General features: G+C 69.2%; 19 protein-coding genes and 1 other RNA gene. 16 read left to right on the top strand and 4 right to left on the bottom strand.

The features are described 5' to 3' along the window. Nucleotides 1-3 precede the first annotated feature (3 nt). The 3 genes from EXE46_RS04520 to flaJ all read left to right on the top strand — a co-directional run bounded on the left by EXE46_RS04520 (nt 4) and on the right by flaJ (nt 4,296). Nucleotides 4-756, top strand: coding sequence for an ATPase domain-containing protein (locus tag EXE46_RS04520; RefSeq protein ID WP_137687301.1), 753 nt, complete (start codon nt 4-6; stop codon nt 754-756). Nucleotides 757-827: 71 nt separating this feature from the next. Then, on the top strand, nt 828-2,501 hold the full coding sequence (locus EXE46_RS04515) for a type II/IV secretion system ATPase subunit (RefSeq protein ID WP_137687300.1): 1,674 nt from the start codon (nt 828-830) through the stop codon (nt 2,499-2,501). A gap of 58 nt (nt 2,502-2,559) precedes the next feature. Continuing rightward, complete coding sequence (gene flaJ, locus EXE46_RS04510) at nt 2,560-4,296, top strand: archaellar assembly protein FlaJ (RefSeq protein ID WP_137687299.1); 1,737 nt, start codon at nt 2,560-2,562, stop codon at nt 4,294-4,296. Between the two features lie 33 nt (nt 4,297-4,329). On the opposite strand, the gene EXE46_RS04505 is transcribed toward flaJ, so the two are convergent. Beyond that, nucleotides 4,330-5,268, bottom strand: coding sequence for an NAD(P)-dependent oxidoreductase (locus EXE46_RS04505; RefSeq protein ID WP_137687298.1), 939 nt, complete (start codon nt 5,266-5,268; stop codon nt 4,330-4,332). A gap of 136 nt (nt 5,269-5,404) precedes the next feature. Between EXE46_RS04505 and htpX the strand changes: the two genes are divergently transcribed. Then, complete coding sequence (gene htpX, locus EXE46_RS04500) at nt 5,405-6,274, top strand: zinc metalloprotease HtpX (protein WP_137687297.1); 870 nt, start codon at nt 5,405-5,407, stop codon at nt 6,272-6,274. Nucleotides 6,275-6,555: 281 nt separating this feature from the next. On the opposite strand, the gene rnpB is transcribed toward htpX, so the two are convergent. Next, an RNA gene (rnpB, locus tag EXE46_RS04495) (RNase P RNA component) lies at nt 6,556-6,887 on the bottom strand. A gap of 150 nt (nt 6,888-7,037) precedes the next feature. On the opposite strand from rnpB, the gene EXE46_RS04490 reads away from it, so the two are divergent. After that, nucleotides 7,038-7,640: a TIGR00296 family protein gene (locus EXE46_RS04490; protein WP_137687296.1), complete on the top strand. Its 603-nt coding sequence runs from the start codon at nt 7,038-7,040 to the stop codon at nt 7,638-7,640. Nucleotides 7,641-7,661: 21 nt separating this feature from the next. Here the strand turns inward: EXE46_RS04490 and EXE46_RS04485 are convergent, their stop codons facing one another. Then, on the bottom strand, nt 7,662-8,822 hold the full coding sequence (locus EXE46_RS04485) for a nicotinate phosphoribosyltransferase (protein ID WP_137687295.1): 1,161 nt from the start codon (nt 8,820-8,822) through the stop codon (nt 7,662-7,664). Between the two features lie 79 nt (nt 8,823-8,901). Continuing rightward, on the bottom strand, nt 8,902-10,683 hold the full coding sequence (locus EXE46_RS04480; RefSeq protein ID WP_137687294.1) for an Hvo_1808 family surface protein: 1,782 nt from the start codon (nt 10,681-10,683) through the stop codon (nt 8,902-8,904). Between the two features lie 192 nt (nt 10,684-10,875). Here EXE46_RS04480 and EXE46_RS04475 point away from each other — a divergent pair, with 192 nt between their 5' ends. The 11 genes from EXE46_RS04475 (at nt 10,876) to EXE46_RS04430 (ending at nt 18,099) form a co-directional block, all read left to right on the top strand. Further along, on the top strand, nt 10,876-11,454 hold the full coding sequence (locus EXE46_RS04475) for a cysteine hydrolase family protein (protein WP_137687293.1): 579 nt from the start codon (nt 10,876-10,878) through the stop codon (nt 11,452-11,454). A gap of 127 nt (nt 11,455-11,581) precedes the next feature. After that, the gene (locus tag EXE46_RS04470) at nt 11,582-12,133 is read left to right on the top strand and encodes a hypothetical protein (protein ID WP_137687292.1); all 552 of its coding nucleotides are present in this window, start codon (nt 11,582-11,584) and stop codon (nt 12,131-12,133) included. A gap of 134 nt (nt 12,134-12,267) precedes the next feature. Further along, on the top strand, nt 12,268-12,399 hold the full coding sequence (locus EXE46_RS17590; protein WP_255509464.1) for an HVO_2523 family zinc finger protein: 132 nt from the start codon (nt 12,268-12,270) through the stop codon (nt 12,397-12,399). 209 nt (nt 12,400-12,608) lie between these two features. Beyond that, nucleotides 12,609-13,574, top strand: a complete 966-nt coding sequence (locus tag EXE46_RS04465) for a phytoene/squalene synthase family protein (RefSeq protein WP_137687291.1) — start codon at nt 12,609-12,611, stop codon at nt 13,572-13,574. Between the two features lie 8 nt (nt 13,575-13,582). Beyond that, a complete protein-coding gene (locus EXE46_RS04460; RefSeq protein ID WP_137687290.1) occupies nt 13,583-13,792 on the top strand; it encodes a hypothetical protein in 210 nt (69 codons plus the stop codon). Nucleotides 13,793-13,918: 126 nt separating this feature from the next. Next, nucleotides 13,919-15,196: a histidinol dehydrogenase gene (gene hisD, locus EXE46_RS04455; protein ID WP_137687289.1), complete on the top strand. Its 1,278-nt coding sequence runs from the start codon at nt 13,919-13,921 to the stop codon at nt 15,194-15,196. A gap of 111 nt (nt 15,197-15,307) precedes the next feature. After that, nucleotides 15,308-16,507 (top strand): mechanosensitive ion channel family protein, encoded by a 1,200-nt coding sequence (locus EXE46_RS04450; protein ID WP_137687288.1) that lies wholly within the window; start codon nt 15,308-15,310, stop codon nt 16,505-16,507. Nucleotides 16,508-16,593: 86 nt separating this feature from the next. Next, on the top strand, nt 16,594-16,968 hold the full coding sequence (locus EXE46_RS04445; protein WP_137687287.1) for an iron-sulfur cluster assembly accessory protein: 375 nt from the start codon (nt 16,594-16,596) through the stop codon (nt 16,966-16,968). Nucleotides 16,969-17,052: 84 nt separating this feature from the next. Continuing rightward, a complete protein-coding gene (locus EXE46_RS04440; RefSeq protein WP_137687286.1) occupies nt 17,053-17,298 on the top strand; it encodes a DUF5816 domain-containing protein in 246 nt (81 codons plus the stop codon). Nucleotides 17,299-17,443: 145 nt separating this feature from the next. Continuing rightward, nucleotides 17,444-17,782 (top strand): hypothetical protein, encoded by a 339-nt coding sequence (locus EXE46_RS04435; RefSeq protein ID WP_137687285.1) that lies wholly within the window; start codon nt 17,444-17,446, stop codon nt 17,780-17,782. Nucleotides 17,783-17,898: 116 nt separating this feature from the next. Further along, the gene (locus EXE46_RS04430) at nt 17,899-18,099 is read left to right on the top strand and encodes a dodecin (RefSeq protein ID WP_096394462.1); all 201 of its coding nucleotides are present in this window, start codon (nt 17,899-17,901) and stop codon (nt 18,097-18,099) included. Nucleotides 18,100-18,182 lie beyond the last annotated feature (83 nt).

Raw genomic sequence — 18,182 nt, 5'->3', positions numbered from 1 at the left:
GAGATGCCCCGCTCCGACAACCTCCTCTCTTTGGGTCTCGGCGAGCGCGACCGGCTCAACAAGGAGCTCGGTGGCGGCATCCCGCGCGGGAGCATCGTCCTCATGGAGGGCGACTACGGGGCCGGGAAAAGCGCCATCTCCCAGCGGTTCGCCTACGGGCTCGTCCAGGAGGGCGCCTCCGTGACGATGATGTCGACGGAGCTCACCGTCCGCGGGTTCATCGACCAGATGCACTCGCTGGAGTACGACATGGTGAAACCGCTCTTGCAGGAGGAGCTACTGTTCCTCCACGCCGACTTCGACTCCGGCGGCGCGTTCTCCGACGGCGACGGCGAGCGCAAGGAGCTGCTCAAGCGGCTGATGAACGCCGAGGCGATGTGGAACTCCGACGTCGTCTTCCTCGACACGTTCGACGCCATCTTCCGGAACGACCCGACCTTCGAGGCCTTGGTCCGGAAAAACGAGGAGCGGCAGGCCGCGCTGGAGATCATCTCCTTCTTCCGCGAGATCATCTCGCAGGGGAAGGTGGTAGTGCTCACGGTCGACCCCTCGGCGGTCGACGACGACGCCATCGGCCCGTTCCGTTCCATCGCCGACGTCTTCCTCGAACTGGAGATGATCGAGGTCGGAAACGACATCCGCCGGCAGATCAACGTGAAGCGGTTCGCGGGCATGGGCGAACAGGTCGGCGACACGATCGGGTTCTCGGTCCGTTCCGGAACCGGAATCGTCATCGAGAGCCGCAGCGTCGCCTGACACATGAGCGCTCGACGTACAGCCGGTCCGCGCGCGCGGACCGCGACCGCACCGACGAACGGGTGGAGTACATGACCGAACACGGCACCGCCAAACCATCCGAAGAGCTCCGAAAGGCCGCCATGCGGCGGCCGCACCTCCGGGAGCACCTCCGCGAGTTCAAACAGATCACCGGGGAGTTCCCGCAGTTCATCGACGAGCCGAAAGACGAGTACGAGTCCAACCGGCCGAACGTCATCTACCCGGTCGGCGGCCCCATCTACAGCCACATCTACGGCGACCTCGGACAGGACACGAAGTACTACGCCATCGAGCCGGAGGTCTCCGGTCCGCAGGCGGAGATACTCAACGAGGTGAAAAACCGGCTGCTCACCGTGAGCGGTCAACACACCGCGCCGGAGAACGAGGCGGAGTACGACGACCTCATCGAGGAGCTGTTAGAGGAGGTGACCCACGTCGACGACTCCTCGTCGGGGTGGCGGAAGGGCCTCTCGAAGCTGAAGAACTTCGGGAAGCTGTCGGTCACCGAGGAGACGTACGAGAACATCCGCTACCGGCTCAACCGCGACATCGTCGGGCTCGGCCCGCTCGAACCCGTGATGCGCGACCCGGCCAACGAGGACATTCACGTCATCGGCCCCAAGGAGTGCCACGTCGACCACGGCACGTTCGGCATGCTGGAGACGACGGTCGACTTCGGCACGCCCCAGGAGTTCGACAACTGGCTCCGCAACATGGGCGAACGGATCGGCGACCCGCTCTCCGACTCCGACCCCATCGTCGACTCCACGCTGCCCGACGGGTCGCGTATCAACATCATCTACTCCGACGACGTCTCCCTGAAGGGCTCCTCGCTCACGATCCGGCAGGGCGAGGAAGTGCCGCTGTCGATCAACCAGATCACCAACTGGGGGACGCTCTCGCCGGAGCTGGCGGCGTACCTCTGGCTCTGTTTAGAGAACGAGCAGACCGTCTTCGTCGTCGGCGAGACGGCGTCCGGGAAGACGACGACGCTGAACGCCATCCTCTCGTACATCCCGGACGATTCGAAGATATACACCGCGGAGGACACCGCCGAGGTCATCCCGCCGCACAGCACCTGGCAGCAGCTGTTGACCCGCGAGGGCGGCGGCGAGGGCTCCTCCGACGTCGACATGTTCGATCTGGTCGCCGCGGCGCTGCGGTCGCGCCCCGACTACATCATCGTGGGGGAGGTCCGTGGCGCTGAGGGGCGCATGGCGTTCCAGGCGGCCCAGACTGGCCACCCCGTCATGCTGACGTTCCACGCGTCCGACATTGTCTCGATGATCCAGCGGTTCACCTCCGAGCCGATCAACGTCCCCGAGACGTTCATGGACAACGCCGACGTGGCGCTGTTCCAGAACCGCGTGAAACAGGGCGATAAGGTTCTGCGCCGCGTGACGAGCGTCCAGGAGATCGAGGGGTACTCCAAGGAGATGGAGGGGGTCGTCACACGCGAGGTGTTCAGCTGGGACCCCGTCGAAGACGAGATCGTCTTCCAGGGGATGAACAACTCCTACGTGTTAGAAGAGCAGATCGCGACGCTGCTCGGGTACGCCGACACCCGCGATATCTACGACGACCTCAACTTCCGCGCGGAGCTGATAGAGCGGATGATACAGGAGGGAATCTTGGGCTACCACGAGGTGAACGACGCGATCAACTCCTTCCAGCGCGACGGCGTCGAGGGGCTTCCATTCGACATGCACCGGAACACGAGGTGATGACGGTGCAGGGCGCACTGACGGTGGGTGACGGGCCGACGACGGAGGCGAGCTAGCGATGGCGGTGAAACAGATGGGCGACGGGCTCGCGACGGCCGCCAAGCTCACCTCCGAGGTGATGGAGTCGTACGACCAGCTCGACATCTCGAAGGGGAAGTACGTCGGCCTCGTGCTGGTGCCGGCCGTGTTCGTGTTCCTCGGCAGCGTCGTCGGACTGGTCGCGTTGCCGCTCCCGTTCGCCGCCCGCGTGCCGATACCGATGTTCGGCGGGCTCGTCCTGTTCGCGGCCGTCATCTACCCGAAGATCTACCTCTCCAGTCTGGAGACGAAGATCGACAACCAGCTCCACCTCGTGATGACGCACATGACGGTGTTGTCGACGACGAACATCGACCGGATGGAGGTGTTCCGGACGCTGGCACAAGAAGAGGAGTACGGCGTCGCCGCCGAGGAGATCGGCCGCGTCGTCCACCTCGTCGACACGTGGAACCAGAGCCTCGACGACGCCTGTCGCCGCCGCGCCCAGGAAGTCCCCTCCGACGCGATGGCCGACTTCTTCGACCGGCTCGGCTACACGATGGGCGCGGGGCAGTCGTTAGAGGAGTTCCTCGTCTCGGAGCAGGACGTCATGCTCGCGCAGTACGAGACGCGCTACGAGTCCGCGCTCTCGAACTTGGAGGTGATGAAGGACCTGTACATGTCGATGATCCTCTCGATGACGTTCGCGCTGGTGTTCGCCGTCGTCCTCCCGATCCTCACCGGCAACGACCCGACCGCGACGGTGGCGGCCGTCATCGTGCTGTTCGTCTTCGTCCAGCTCGGTTTCTACGCGATGATCCGCGCGACGTCGCCGTACGACCCGATCTGGTACCACCCGGACGAGCGGGCGCCCGGCGACCTGAAGCTGTGGGGCTCGCTGATCGGCGGCGGCGGACTCACCTTCGTCCTCATCGGGATCACGGCGGCGGGGATGTTCGGCTACGGTCCCGGACTGCCCGGCCTCCTCTTTTTCCTCGACGACGTCAGGCTGCCGCTGTACCTCGCGGTCCCCATCTCGCCGCTCATCGTCACCGGGGTCGTCCTCCGGAACGAGGAGCAGGCGATCACCGCTCGCGACGGCGAGTTCCCGTCGTTCGTGCGCGCGCTGGGCGCGACCGAGAGCGCGAAGCAGTCGACGACGACCGACGTGCTGACGACGCTGCGGGACAAGAACTTCGGCAAGCTCTCGGACTCGATAGAGCGTCTCTACCGCCGGCTCAACATGCGGATCAGCACCGAGGGCGCGTGGCGGGCGTTCACGCGAGACACGCGCTCGTACCTCATCCAGAAGTTCTCCGAGATGTACCTCGTCGGCCGGCGGATGGGCGGGGACCCGAAGATGCTCGGCGAGCTGATCTCGAAGAACATGAACGCCGTCAACCAGCTTCGCGAGCAGCGCCGGCAGGCGGCGATGACGTTCATCGGGCTGCTGTACGGGATCACGGCGGCGGCGACGTTCGCCTTCTTCATCGGCCTAGAGATCGTCGCGATCTTGGCCGACCTGACCGCCGACTTCGGGCTCGACCAGATGGACATCGGCCAGATCGTCTACCCCGGCGCCTACGACATCCCGCTGATCGAGTACCTGCTGCTCACCGTCGTGCTGTTCAACGCGGCGCTCTCCTCGCAGATGATCCGCCGGATCGACGGCGGCAACCCCGCGAACGGCTACATCCACTTCGTCCTCCTCACGTGGCTCGGCGCGGTGACGGCCATCGCGACGCGGACGCTGGTCAACGCGATCCTCTCGATCTGAGCCGCGGCGCCGCTCGCGTCGCCCGCGCGCCGGCTACGACTCGAACAGCGTCGGCTCCGGGACGGACTCGTCGGCCGCGTCGCGCCACGAGCGCGACGGCGTCCACCCGAACAGCCGCTCCGCCTTTTCGATCGCGTACGCGCCGCGGTCGTCGCGGTCGCCGAGCGCGCGCTCGTCGACCGCGCAGCCCTCGGGGATCTCGCCGTACGACTCCCGGAGCAGGTCGAGCAGCGGCCGCCCGAGCGCGTTGTCGGCCGCGACGCAGTTGACCGCCTCGTGGGTTCCAGGGTCGACCGCGGGGTCGCCGCCGAGGAGGTCGGTGAGCGCGGCCGCGACGAGGTCGGCGACGTCGCGGGCGTCGACGTACGACCAGAAGTTACCGGCGCCCGCGTCGAGGTCGGTCACGTACTCGTCGGCGCGACAGGCGTAGTCTCCGGGGTACTGGATCCACGACGGGCGTATCGAGGCCGCGGGCACGTCGTGGCGGCGCGCGACCGCGCCCGCCGCCGCCTCCGCGGTCACCTTCGAGAGCCCGTAGGGGTCCTCGGGGCGGAGCGCGTGCTCCTCGGTCACCGGTAGCTCGTCCGGGAACGGCGTCGGATCGGCGAAGAAGAAGCCGTACGCGCCGTCGCTGGAGGCCTGAACGACCGGCGCGCCGGCCCGCCCCGCCGCGTCGAGGACGTGTTTCGCGGCGAGCGCGTTCGTCTCGAACACCCGCCCTTCGGGGTGGGTCCCGGCGACGGGGATCGCGGCCCAGTGGACGACGGCGTCGGGGTCGACGGCGGCGACGACGTCGAGGGCTTGGTCGCGCTCCGCGAGGTCGGCCGCCCGGAACGAGACGTTCGGGGCGGGGTCGACGCCGAGCCCGGGGTGGTCGTAGTCGACGACGACGACCTCGTAGTCGCCCGCGAGCCGGTCGACGACCCAGCGCCCGGAGGCGCCGCGGCCGCCGGTGACGAGGACGGTATCCATGTCCGTCCCTCGGCGAGCGTCGGAAAAAGGGCGTTGTTCGTCGTTCGGTCGGCATCGCATTCGCTTCCCACGCCGATCGGCGACCACGGCTTCCCGCTCCGGCAGGCTTTAACGCGCCGAACGGTAATTTAGGGGTATGGACTGGAAGACAGACTGGGGGTTGCGTGGACGGATGGCGTTCACGATGTTCCTCCTGTTCGCCCTCTACGTCGTGTTCGTCGGAGCCCTGACGGTGTACTTCGGCGACTTCCTCTTCCCGCTGATCATGCTCGGCGGGTTCTCGCTCGCCCAGTACTTCTTCAGCGACAAGCTCGCGCTGCGGAGCATGGGCGCCCGCGAGGTCGACCCCGACGAGTACCCCGACCTCCACCGCCGGATCGAGCGCCTGAGCCAGCAGGCCGACCTCCCGAAGCCGAAGGTCGCGGTCGCGAACACCCGCGTCCCGAACGCGTTCGCCACCGGCCGCAACAAGAAGAACGCGACCGTCGCGGTGACGACCGGCCTCCTCGACAGCCTCGACGAGGACGAGCTTGACGGCGTGCTCGCCCACGAGCTCGCCCACGTGAAGAACCGCGACGTGATGGTGATGACCATCGCCTCGTTCCTCTCGACGATCGCCTTCTTCATCGTGCGCTGGGGCTGGCTGTTCAGCGGCGACAACCGGCAGGGCGCGCCCGTCATCGTGGCGATCCTCGTGTCGCTTCTGGTATGGGTGGTCTCGTTCCTGCTCATCCGCGCGCTCTCGCGCTACCGCGAGTACTCTGCGGACCGCGGCGCGGCGCTGATCACGGGCAAGCCCGGCGCGCTCGCCTCGGCGCTGATGACGATCGACGGTCGGATGGACAAGGTGCCGAAGGAGGACCTCCGCGAGGAGGCGGAGATGAACGCGTTCTTCATCATCCCGATCAAGGCCGGCTTCGTCGGCAAGATCGCCTCGACGCACCCCTCGACGGAGAATCGGATCGAGAAGCTCCGCGAGCTGGAAAAAGAGATGGAGACGGCCTGAGACGGATTTCGATAGCAAACTTTCCTCGATCGTTTATACGCTGTTGACTGCGGCTCGACGATCACCACCACCGAAGCCCCAGTCGAGTCCCGCGCCGCTCCGCACAGCCTCATACCTCCCCAGCCTCGCGACTCGCTCGGGACTCCCTTCGGTCGTCTACTCGCTCGTCGCGTCCCTCGCGCGGTGCGGTTCGCGCCGCACCGCGGCGCTCACCGGCACGCGCCACCGCTGTCGGTTTATAAGTAATCACTGAAGAGTCGCGCCGCTGGTCGGTGCGAGCGGACTGAGGGGAGTAAGCCCCCTTCGGTTCGTCCCGACATTCGGCTGAGCGTCCGCGCCGTGGCCGGACTACCTTGTGGCGCGGACTTGCACCGGCGAGGATTCGCCGTTCCATCCGTTCCCGCCCGTCTAAACGTGGCAGAGCCACGCGCCCTCTCCGGGTTAACTCCCTTCCCTTGCGGGTCGGTTCGCGCGGGTCATCGGTCGGGGCGGGGGGTGTCGTTGCTGTTCCAGAGCCAGCCGTCTCCGACTCCGGGCGTGTGCCCGGTCGCCTGTCCGGCCGGTGGGGGGACTTTCCTCATGCCGGAGGCACGGGAGTCGGGCTCCCTCTGTCCGCCGGATCGTTACGCCCGCCGGCGAATAAGCGGTTCGATCGGGAGCGTTTCGGGTCGAGAACGACGGGTTTCGCCGGAGACGACGCGAATCCCGCGAGAACGGTGCCACAAGGGAAGCGTTCAAGTCGTCAGCAACGTAATGGACTCTCATGTCCGAGGCCCAGACCGTTCAGCTGTCGTACGACGACGGTGCACGAGCGGTCGAACTCGCGAGGGAGGCGGTCGAGTCGTTCGTTCGACACGGGCAACGCGAACAGCCCGGCAGCATGCGGGAGGCGTTCTACGCCCGCACCGGCGCCTTTGTCCGGCTCCAGTCGACCCGGGGGCGCGGCCGCCTCCGCGGCTGCGCCGGCGCGTGGGACACGTCCGACCAGCTCGGCCACGCTATCGTCGAGGCCGCCATCAAGGCGGCGTCGGGCGACTCCTGCGGCTCCGAGGTGGAGCCGAAGGAGCTCGACAACATCACCGTCTCCGTGTTCGTCGTCTCGAACACCGTCCTCACCAACGACCCGGCCGAGGACCTCGAGATCGGTACCCACGGCGTCGCCGTCGACAGCGGCAACGCCCACGGCTGGCTCTACCCGACGGTCCCCGTCGAGAACGGCTGGTCGGCCGCGGAGTTCCTCTCGCGCACCTGCCGCAAGGCGAAGCTCTCGCCGACCGCGTGGCAGGAGGAGGACACGATGGTGACGCTCATCGAGGGCCAGGTGTTCCGGGAGCGCGCCGACGGCGGCGCCGTCGAAGAGCTGTAACACCGGACTCCCGTTTCCTTCTCAGTCGTCCGACCCGTACCCGACCGCCTCCGCGTCCGCGAGCGCCCGCTCCGTCGCCGCCGACAGATCGAACGCCTCGTCGGCGACGACCTCGCCGTCGCGGATCACGGGTTCGAAGAGCGACTCGGCGCCCTCGGGTCCCGAGCGGTCCGCGAGCCCGACCGCGTGCGCGCCGTCCGCCGTGCGATACACGTCTTTCGCGCCCGAGAGCTTCCCCCGCTTGGCCGCCGGCTCGCCGTCGACGGCGACGAGGTCGAGCGCGAAGTCGACCGGGTCGGCGTTGGAAACGTACCCGCCGACGCCGAACCCGTCGACCACGTCGCGGAGCTCGCGGAGGTCGTCGGGGCCGAGCCCGCCCGAGACGTACACGTCGACGTCCCCGTGACCCCGCGCGTCGAGTTCCCACTGTACCTCGCGGACGATGTGTCTGAAGTCGCCGCGCCGGGAGCCCGTCGTGTCGAGACGGACGCCGTCGAGGTCGTCGCCGAGGGTCTCGACCGCGCGGAGGACCTCGTCGACCTCGTCGGAGTAGGTGTCACACAGCGCGATCCGGGGTGCGTCCGCGGGGACGCCCTCGTCGTAGGCGCGCCACGCGGCCTCCTGTGCGCCCCGCCCGAAGCAGATGGCGAGCGCGTGCGGCATCGTCCCCGACGCCTCGCGGCCGATCAGGTCGCCCGCGGCGACGTGCGAGAAGCCGTCGAAGCCCGCCACCAGCGCCGAGCGCTCCACCGCCGCGGTCATCGCCGGGTGGACGTGTCGCGCCCCGAACGAGAGCACCGACGACTCGGGCGCGGCGACCCGACAGTCGAGCGCCGCCGTCGCCATCCCCGACGCGTGCGAGAGGAAGCCGAGCAGCGACGTCTCCAGCCGCGCGAACTCCAGGTACGGCCCCTCGATCCGCATCACCGGTCCGCCGTCGAACAGGCGGCCCTCCGGGATCGCGTCGACGTCGACCTCGCGGTCGGCGAGCAGTTCGACGGCGTCGTCGAGTCCCGCGAACAGCTCGAACTCCCCGTCCGGGAACTGGTCCGCGGTCACCTCGGCGACGACGCGGGGATTCCGGCCCGCCGCCTCCAGCGCCGCCTCGGTCCGCTCGAAGTACGCGTCGGTCGCGCGGCCCTCTCGGATCGCGGCCGCGTCGACGATGTCGAACTCGCTCATGCCGGATGGTTCGGCTGCGGGGACGAAAAGCCACCCGTGTCGCGGCGGCGGCCAGTCCCCTCGGAGAACGAGCGCCCGGCTAGGTCGACCGCCGCGCGGACAGCCCGAGCGCGGTCACGAGGGCGACCAGCGCCGCGACGACACCGAACCCGGGAGCGCTGGCGCCGGTGTCTCCGTCGCTGCCGGTCCCGTCGCCGGACCCGTCGCTCCCGTTCGCGCCGTCCCCGTCGTCGTCGCTCGCCCCGTCGCCGCTCGTCCCGTCGCTCCCGTCAGTGTCGGTGTCGCCGCCGGTGTCGTCGGTTCCGTCGGTTCCGTCGGTTCCGTTCTCGCCGTCGGCGTCGGGGAGCGCGAGGTCGGCGTTCGGGCGGAGTTCGAGGACGCCCGCCGGCGAGGGCGCGTGGGTGATCGTCACGCTCGTCCCGTTGCGCACGACGGCGTACGCCCCGGGGAAGTCGCTCTCCCCGCCGATCTCGTAGACGGTCCCGTCCGCGAACTCGCCGTCGCCCCGGGCGGTCAGCATCCGGACGTAGGCGTCGCGGAACGCCGCGGCGTCGTCCGCGGTCTGCCACTCCGTCGCCCAGACGTAGCCGTCGCGGTCGCCGTTCCGGTAGGGGTACAGCTCGTCGCCGGCCCACCCGTCGGTCACGGGGTGCGCGTAGTTGTAGACCGCCCGCGTCTCGAGGTTCGCCTCGGTGTCGAGGTGGATCTGGACGTTCTGCTGGGCGGTCGCGTCGGGCTCCAACACGGCGTGTCCGTACTCCAGGCTCTGGTACCAGAACATCACGAACATCGACGCCTCGCCCGCGGTCTCCGCGCCGTCGACCCCCTGGTCCGGGTACGTTTCCCAGCCGCCGGTCGCGGCGTCCTGGAACGTGACGTTCCCCTCCTCGTAGTCGGGGTTCCGGTGGATGACCTCCGCGGTCGACTCGGGCGGGTCGTTCATCGTCGCGTTGACCGCCGCCCACCCGCCCTCGTCGCGGAGCTCGCGGACGTACAGCGCGCCGTCGCCGTAGGGCTGGAGGACGGTCTGGAGGATGCCGAAGTTGAACTCGGCCCCGGAGCCGCCGCCCCCGCCGCTCTCGGGCGCCTCGGCGCAGGTCCAGTTGTCCGCGCAGCGAGCGGCGTACCGCTCCTCGACGTGGACCGCCTCCCCCTCGATTATCCCGTCGACCGCGAGGTCTCCGTCCTGCGTGACGCCGACGTATCGGGGTCTAGTGAGGTCGTGGTACTGGTCTTGCATCGCGTGGAGCAGCTCGTGTGCGAGCGTCGAGGGGTCGATGTCGGGGGACTCGCCGTCGGGGACGACGATGACGATCCGGTCTTCGGCCGGCGAGTAGAAGCCGGAGACCGCGCCGCCGAACACCGAGTCGATCTCGTCGTTCGCGTCCGTCTCGTCGCCGACGACGAACAGGGCCTCCCACACCTGATCGTTCCAGCGACGGAACGCCGCCGAGCCGTTCCCGCCGCTCGCGGTGTCGTTGGCGTACTCGCTGCGCGTCACCGTCTCGACCGGCACGTCCCGCTTGAAGGGGCGCTGTCGGACGTGCTCGACCCGGGCCATCGTCAGGTCCGTCAGGGCCTCAAGCTGGGTCTCGTTGAGGCCGTCGGTCTCCGCGAAATCGACCGACTCCTCGTAGTGGGTCCCGTTCCAGCAGCCGACCAGCTCGGTGCCGTCGCCCGGATCGCACTCCTCGGCCGACGCGGAGGGAACTGCGTCCGACGTCACGGGGCCGTTTCCGGCGGACGCGGCGGGGACCGCGCCGGCGTCCGCGGCGGCGACGCCGGCGGTAAACGCGACACACAGGACGGCGAGCGCGGCGACGGCCGCAGCCGCGGTCGAGAGGGTGAGAACCCGTCGCATACGAATCGTATCGGACGCCTCGGTAAGTAGTTTGTCGCTTCCTTCGGCGCCGCGGCCGGCGGATTTTTCGACGCCCGGTCGACCACGACCGCGTCGGATTCCCGCCGTCTCCCGTAGGCGCGGCGGCCGGTCGGTCGTCGCCCGCGCTCGCGGGGGACGACGGTTTTTGAGGGGTCCGTCCCAACTCCCGGTATGGCGTTCGATCCGACCGAGACCGCGGTTGTCGTCGTCGACATGCAAAACGGCTTCTGTCACCCCGACGGGAGCCTCTACGCCGAGCCGAGCGAGGCTGCGGTCGAGCCCGTCACGGCGCTCGTCGAGCGCGCCCGCGACGCCGGCGCGAGCGTCGTGTACACCCGCGACGTCCACCCGCCCGAGCAGTTCGACGAGGCGCACTACTACGACGAGTTCGACCGGTGGGGCGAACACGTCGTCGAGGGGTCGTGGGACGCCGAACTCGTCGCCGACCTCGACGTGCGCGACGACGACCACGTCGTCGAGAAGCACACGTACGACGCCTTCTATCAGACCGATCTGGAGGGGTACCTCGACGCGCACGGAATCGACGACCTGCTGATCTGCGGGACGCTCGCGAACGTCTGCGTCCTCCACACCGCCGGCAGCGCGGGGCTCCGGGACTACCGCCCCGTCGTCGTCGAGGACGCGCTCGGCTACATCACCGAGGAGCACCGCGAGTACGCCGTCGACCACGCCGACTGGCTGTTCGGCGAGACGGCCTCCCGCGACGAGGTGGCCTTCGCGTCGGCGTAGTCAGCCGATCCTCGCTCCTTGGAGTCGGTAGCCCCTGCCATCACCGCCGGTTGCCCCCGTCGCCGCCGGTTGCCCCGCGTGATAATCGGCGTGTAACCCTTTTTACCGCTCACCGGAACCGCGAGGTATGGACATCTCTCGGCGAGGCGTGCTCGGCGGCCTCGGCGCGGTCTGTGCGGTCGGCGCCGTCGGCTTCGCGGGCGCGGCGACGGTGACGGACGGCGAGGCGCTCGGCGGCATCGGCGGCGACGGCCCGGCTCCGGCCGGCGAGTCGAACGCGGGCGACGAGGGGCCGGAATCGGCCGCCGTCGACGCGGACGCGCCGTTCGTCGCGCGGCTGATCGGGGACGACGACACGGACGCCCTCCTGTTCGACGCGAGCGACCTCGACCGGGTTAAGGGCGTCTTCGCCGAGGACGGGGAGTTCCTCGTTCAGGTCGTGCTCTCCGACGACGGGATCGACTCGCTTCGGCGCCGCCTCGACGAGGCGGGCGCGACCGACGACCCGGCGGCGTTCGTGGTGTCGATGACGCTCGACGGCACCGAGGTCAGGCGCGTCGAACTCGACCGGGAGACGGTCGACGCCCTCACCGACTCCGAGTGGCCGGGCGTGTTGACGCTCCCGTTCGGCGAGGAGTCGGTGGCCCGATCGGTGTACGACCGACTGGCGGACGACTGACCGATCCGCTTCCGGGTCGACCTCGACGACTGACCGAGATCCGCTTCCGTCTCGACCTCGACGACTGACTGGTCAGGTGGTACAGCGCGGTCGATATCGGACAGGGTTTTCTCCCTCGCCCACGTCCCTCCGCCGTGAGCGACGACCCCCCGGAGAACGGCGGTCGCCCGTGCCCGGTCTGCGAGACGCCGATGTACCACCGACACTGTAAGTACGTCTGCCCGTCGCACGGCGTCGTCTACGACTGTAGCGACACGTTCTACTAAGCGATCAAACGGCGTTCCACTGAGCGGTCGAACGGCGTTCCACTACGCCGCCGGTCAGTTCGCGCACCGCCCCGAGGCGGCGCCAGAACCGTCGGGAGCGACCGGGGCCCAAACTGTGTCGTGCGAACTGTTATGTTCTTGGAGGCCGACTTTTCTTCCATGATGGGCGACCCGTACCTGACCCTCCGCGCCGGCCGCTCGGGGTCAACATGGTAGACCAAACGCAGGTTGCCCGGAGCAAGCGGATCCAGCGGCGCACCGGGAAGACGTTCCACGTCGCCACCCGGCTGCTGCCGAAGCGAATTCGCCATCCGACGTACGTGCTGTACGGGTTCTTCCGGATCGCCGACGAGGTCGTCGACGCCGAGGACACCGCGCCGCCCGCCGAGCAGCGGACCGAACTCGACCGGCTCCGGTCGGCAGCGCTCGGTGAGGAGCCGACCGACGACCCCGTGTTGGAGGCGTTCGCGGAGGTGTGCGAGCGCAACGACATCCCCGACGGGGACGTCCACTCGTTCGTGGACGCGATGGAGAGCGACATCGACACCGACCGGTACGAGACGTACGCGGACCTGGAGGCGTACATGGACGGTTCCGCGGCCGCCGTCGGCCGGATGATGACCGCGATCATGGACCTCGACCCGGAGGAGGAGGCAGTGGCGCTCCCGCACGCCACGAAGCTCGGCGAGGCGTTCCAGATGACGAACTTCCTCCGGGACGTCCGCGAGGACGTCGTCGAGCGCGACCGGATCTACCTCCCGCTGGAGACGCTGCGGCGCCACGGCGTGACCGAGGAACAGATCCTCGACTTGGAGTTCGACGAGAGCGTCGCGGCCGCGATCCGCGAGGAGATGACCCGCACCGAGCGCCTCTACGAGGAGGGCGTCGCCGGGATCAAGTACCTCCCCGAGGACTGCCAGCTCGCGGTGCTGCTCGCGGCGGTGCTGTACGTCGACCACCACCGACTCATCCGAAACCTCGGGTACGACACGGTGTCGACGACCCCGGAGCTGTCGCTCACCCGGAAGCTGTCGCTGCTCGTCCGCACCCGCTGGAAGTGGCAGTGGAACCGCGACCCGGAGGCGGTGTTCTACGACATGTGTACGGAGTTCGACCCCGGCCGCGAGCACCACGGGCACGGCCCGCACGGCACGGGCGTCCCGCAGACGGACTGAGCGGTCGCATGGACCGCTCCCGGTTCGTCTCGTTCGCGTTCGCCGCGTTCGGCCTCGTGTTCGTCTCCTTCCTCCTCCGCGGCACGACCCGACTGGTGGCGCCCTACGGCGTCGCCGTCGCCGTGTCCGCGCCCGTCCTCTTCGCGGCGGCCGCACTCTTAGCCGCCTTGGTCGTCCTCGCTCTCCTCGACGTGACCGGAATCCGTCGGCTGGAGTGAGTCGGGAGGGCGGGCGTCGCTCGGCCGGCTGTCGGGTCGACTCTGCGGTCGGTTCGCTCCGCGGTCGGTTCGCTCCGCCGTCGACCGAGTCGGAACGCCCTTGCCCCGTCGCCTCCGACGACGCGTATGGACGTACGAACCGTCGCGGACCTCTCGCCGGCCGAGCGCCGCGCGTTCTTCGAGCGCGACGCCGGGGTCGAGGGGGTCCGCGAAGACGTGCGCGGGATCGTCGACCGAGTCCGCGAGGAGGGCGACGTCGCGGTCCGCGAGTTCGCCGAGGAGTTCGACGGCGTCGCCGTCGGCAACATCGACGTGACGGACGCGGCCGAACGGGCGCACGACGAACTGGCCGACGCTGACGACCCCGTCCTCGACGCGGTCCGCGAGGCGGCCGCGAACGTGCGCGAGTTCCACGAGCGCCAGCGCCCCGAGGACTGGCGGGACGACTTCGGCGGTCGAGAGCTGGGGCGGCGCTTCCGCCCGATCGACCGCGTGGGAGTGTACGTGCCCGGCGGCGCGGCCGCGTACCCCTCCAGCGCGCTGATGGGGATCATCCCCGCGGTCGTCGCCGGCGTCGACCACGTCGCGGTCGCGACGCCGCCGGCCGACGAGTTGAACCCGGTCACCCTCGCGGCGATCCACGAGGCGGGCGCCGACGCGGTGTACCAGGTCGGCGGCGCGCAGGCGATCGGGGCGCTCGCGTACGGGACGGAGACGGTGACGCGGGTGCAGAAGGTGGTCGGCCCGGGCAACAAGTGGGTCACCGCCGCCAAATCGATCGTTCAGGGCGACGTCGAGATAGATTTCCTCGCCGGCCCGAGCGAGGTGCTCGTGCTCGCCGACGAGACCGCCGACCCGGAGCTCGTCGCCGCCGACCTCGTCGCGCAGGCCGAACACGACCCGAACGCCTCGGTCGTCGCGGTCACCGCCGACCGCGACCTCGCCGACGCGGTCGCGGTCGCGGTCGACGAGCAGGCGGCCGAGCGCGAGCGCGAGGAGACGATCCGCGCCGCGCTCGACAACGAGGCCTCCGGCGTCTTGTGCGCGCGGTCGATGCCCGAGGCCGTGCTGTTCGCCGAGGAGTACGCCGCCGAACACCTCTCGATCGTCGCCGCCGACGACGAGGCGCTCCTCGATCGGATCACGAACGCCGGCTCCGTCTTCCTCGGCCCCTACTCCCCCGTCGCCGCGGGCGACTACGCCGCCGGGACGAACCACGTGCTGCCGACGAACGGCGGCGCGAAGCGCTACGGCGGGCTCTCCGTCGACACCTTCCTCCGGTCGTCGACGGTCCAGCGCCTCAACCGCGACGCGCTCGGCGACCTCTCGGAGACGGTCACGACGCTCGCCGACGCGGAGGGGTTAGAGGCCCACGCCGAGAGCGTCCGGAAGCGGTTCGACTGAGAGGGCGCTCCGCGGGGGCGGCCGACCCGCACGCTCTCTACGGCTGGCCCGTCCGCTGGCCGGGTTTTCGCGGTAGAAACGGTTATCTCACGCTGCCGCGTCTCGGGTGACATGATTCCGTCGCCCGCGGCGCTGTCTGGTGGATTTACGGCGCTGTTCGAGGGGTTCTCGGCGGTCGAGGCGACGGTCGGGGTCCTCGTGGTCTCCGTCGTCGCCGCCGTGGGGATGGAGTTCGTCGTCCTCCGGGTCGCCCGGCGCTACGTCTCGCACACGGACACCGGCTACGACGACATCGTCATCGCCTCGCTGCGGGCGCCGCTCGTCGTCACCGCCGCGCTCGTGGGCGTGTACGTCCTCACGCAGGTCCCCGCGGTGCGGGCGTCGGTGATCGTGGAGCCGCGGCTGCTCGACGCCGTCTTCGGGCGCCCGTCGCTGTCGGTGATCGTCCTCGTCTGGGCGTACGCAGCGAACACCGTCGTGAACCGGGTCGTCGCCGCGGTCAACGCGGAGGGCGGACGGTTCGACTTCGCGCCGGTCTTCTCGAACGTCTGGACGCTCGCGGTGCTCGTCGGCAGCGTCGGCACCCTCCTGTGGCTGTGGGGTATCGAGATCACGCCGCTGCTCGGCGCGGCGGGGGTCGCGGGCATCGCGGTCGGCTTCGCCGCGAAAGACACCGTGGCGAACTTCTTCGGCGGGATCGCGCTGTACTTCGACGACACCTACAAGATCGGCGACTACATCGTCCTCGACGACGGGACGGCCGGAACCGTGATCAAGGTCGGCGTGCGCTCGACGACGCTGCTCACCCGCGACGAGGTGCTGGTGACGGTGCCGAACGCGGCGCTCAACGCCGCGAAGGTGACCAACGAGTCCGCTCCGCAGCGCCGCCGCCGCGTGCGGATCCCGATCGGCGTCGCCTACGGGACCGACGTGGACGAGTTCGAGGCGCTGGCGCTGGACGTCGCGGCGGCCGAGCCGCTGGTCCTCGACTCGCCGAAACCCCGGGCGCGGTTCCGCTCGTTCGGCGACTCGGCGCTTCAGTACGAGATCCTCTGCTGGGTGAACGGGCCGACCCGACGCCGCCGCGCGCAACACCAGCTCAACCGCGCGCTGTACGTGGCGCTCGGCGACGCCGGGATCGAGATCCCGTTCCCGAAACGAGACGTGGCGGTCACGACAGCCGCCGCGCCGTCGCCGGCGGACGGCGAGTCGGCGCGGGGCTCGGACGCCGGTGCGCCCGACTCGGACGTCGGAGCGCCCGGATCGGACGCCGACGCCGCGCCCGCCGACTCCCGCGCAGAGACGTCGTGAGCGGGCGTCTCCGAGGGCCACGGCTGTCGATCGAGCGGATCGCTTCCGCCGGCAGGGTTTTGAGTGTCCGTACCGAACGCGTTCGCATGAGTACCGAACCGGCCGACACCGGGACCGAAGGAACCGACCCGGCGATCGAGGTGACCCCCGACGCCGCCGAGGAGGCGCTCTCCCTTCTGGAGGGCGAGGGGCTCGACACCGACGTCGCGGGGTTGCGGCTGTTCGTCCAGCAGGGCGGCTGCGCGGGGCTGTCGTACGGGATGCGCTTCGACACCGAACCGGAAGCGGACGACCTCGTCGTGGAACACCACGGACTCCGGGTGTTCGTCGATCCGGCGAGCAAGAACTACATCGGCGGGAGCACGCTCGACTACGAACACGGCCTTCAGGCGGCCGGGTTCGAGGTCGAGAACCCGAACGTCGTCTCCGAGTGCGGCTGCGGCGAGTCGTTCCGAACGTAGCGGTCCGCTCGCGGTTCGAGTTTTCTCTCTTTCCCCGGACTTCCGAGTCCGCCGCTTAAGTCGCTCGGGGGTATACGGGTCGCCATGACTCTGGAAGCGTCGACGACGCCGAGCGGCGAACGCGTGTACACCGACCGGTCGCGCACCGAGCGCGGCGCGGACGGCCCCTTCTACCTCGTGTTCGCGGACGAGGCGGGCGAGTCGCGGTGGGGGTTCCGCTGTGGCAACTGCGGTTCGTTCGACACGGCGATGGACACGATGGGCCGGATTCAGTGTACCGAGTGCGGGAACCTCCGCAAGCCGGACGAGTGGGACGCGGCCCACGAGTGAGCCTCCGGCAGTCGCTTCCGGCGAACGAACGGTCGGTTGAAGCGGCGTCTCGACGGTTCTGATGGCCGTCTCGGACGGACGTCCGATTCTCTCCGCGCGAAATCGTGGGAAAGTTTATCACGGATGGTGCCGAACTTCGAGGTAGATGGCCACTGCGAGCATCCCCCCGACGACCGAGGCCAGAGACGTCTTCCGCGAACTGGGTTACACCGTCTCCGAGGGCGGACGAGAGTTCGTCGCGGAACGCAAGTGGCGGCGCGTGTTCGTGACGGTGCTGTGTCTGGACGACGACGATCTCGACCCGTATCTCGCAGACGGGGGCGACGCGCCGCGGCTCCGGTGTTTCGTCACGTGGCGCGACCGCGCGAACGACCTCCAAGAGCGGCTCGTCTCCGCGAAACCGCCCTACGACTGGGCGGTCATCGGCATTGAGCGCGACGGCGAGGAGTTCGCGGTGATGGAAGGCGCGCCCGGGAGCCCGTAAGGCCGGTCCGAGAGTCCGCCGACTCGGCGCGAGAGTCCGCGCGGGCGGTAACGCCGTCTCGCGGTCGCTCCTCGACGCGTATTTTTAACTCCCCGTGCGTCGTATCAGCACGTGACATGGTCTTTAAGAAGATCACGCTGATTGGGACGAGCGAGGAGAGCTTCGACGCCGCGGCCGACGACGCCATCGACCGCGCCGAGGACACCCTCGACAACGTCTACTGGGCCGAGGTCGAGGAGTTCGGCGTCGAGTTAGACGGCGCGGCCGACCGCGAGTATCAGGCCGAAGTCGAGGTCGCGTTCGAGCTGGAGGGCTGAGAGACCGGGCGGCCTGCCTCGTTTTATTACTGACCGATCGCCGCGCACACCGCCGAATCCCCAGTCGCTCGGCTGTACGATGG

The sequence above is a fragment of the Halorubrum sp. GN11_10-6_MGM genome, from assembly GCF_005435165.1.
Lineage (GTDB): Archaea > Halobacteriota > Halobacteria > Halobacteriales > Haloferacaceae > Halorubrum.
The sequence above is the reverse complement of the archived record's forward strand: the minus strand, read 5'-3'. Positions and strand labels throughout refer to the sequence as shown.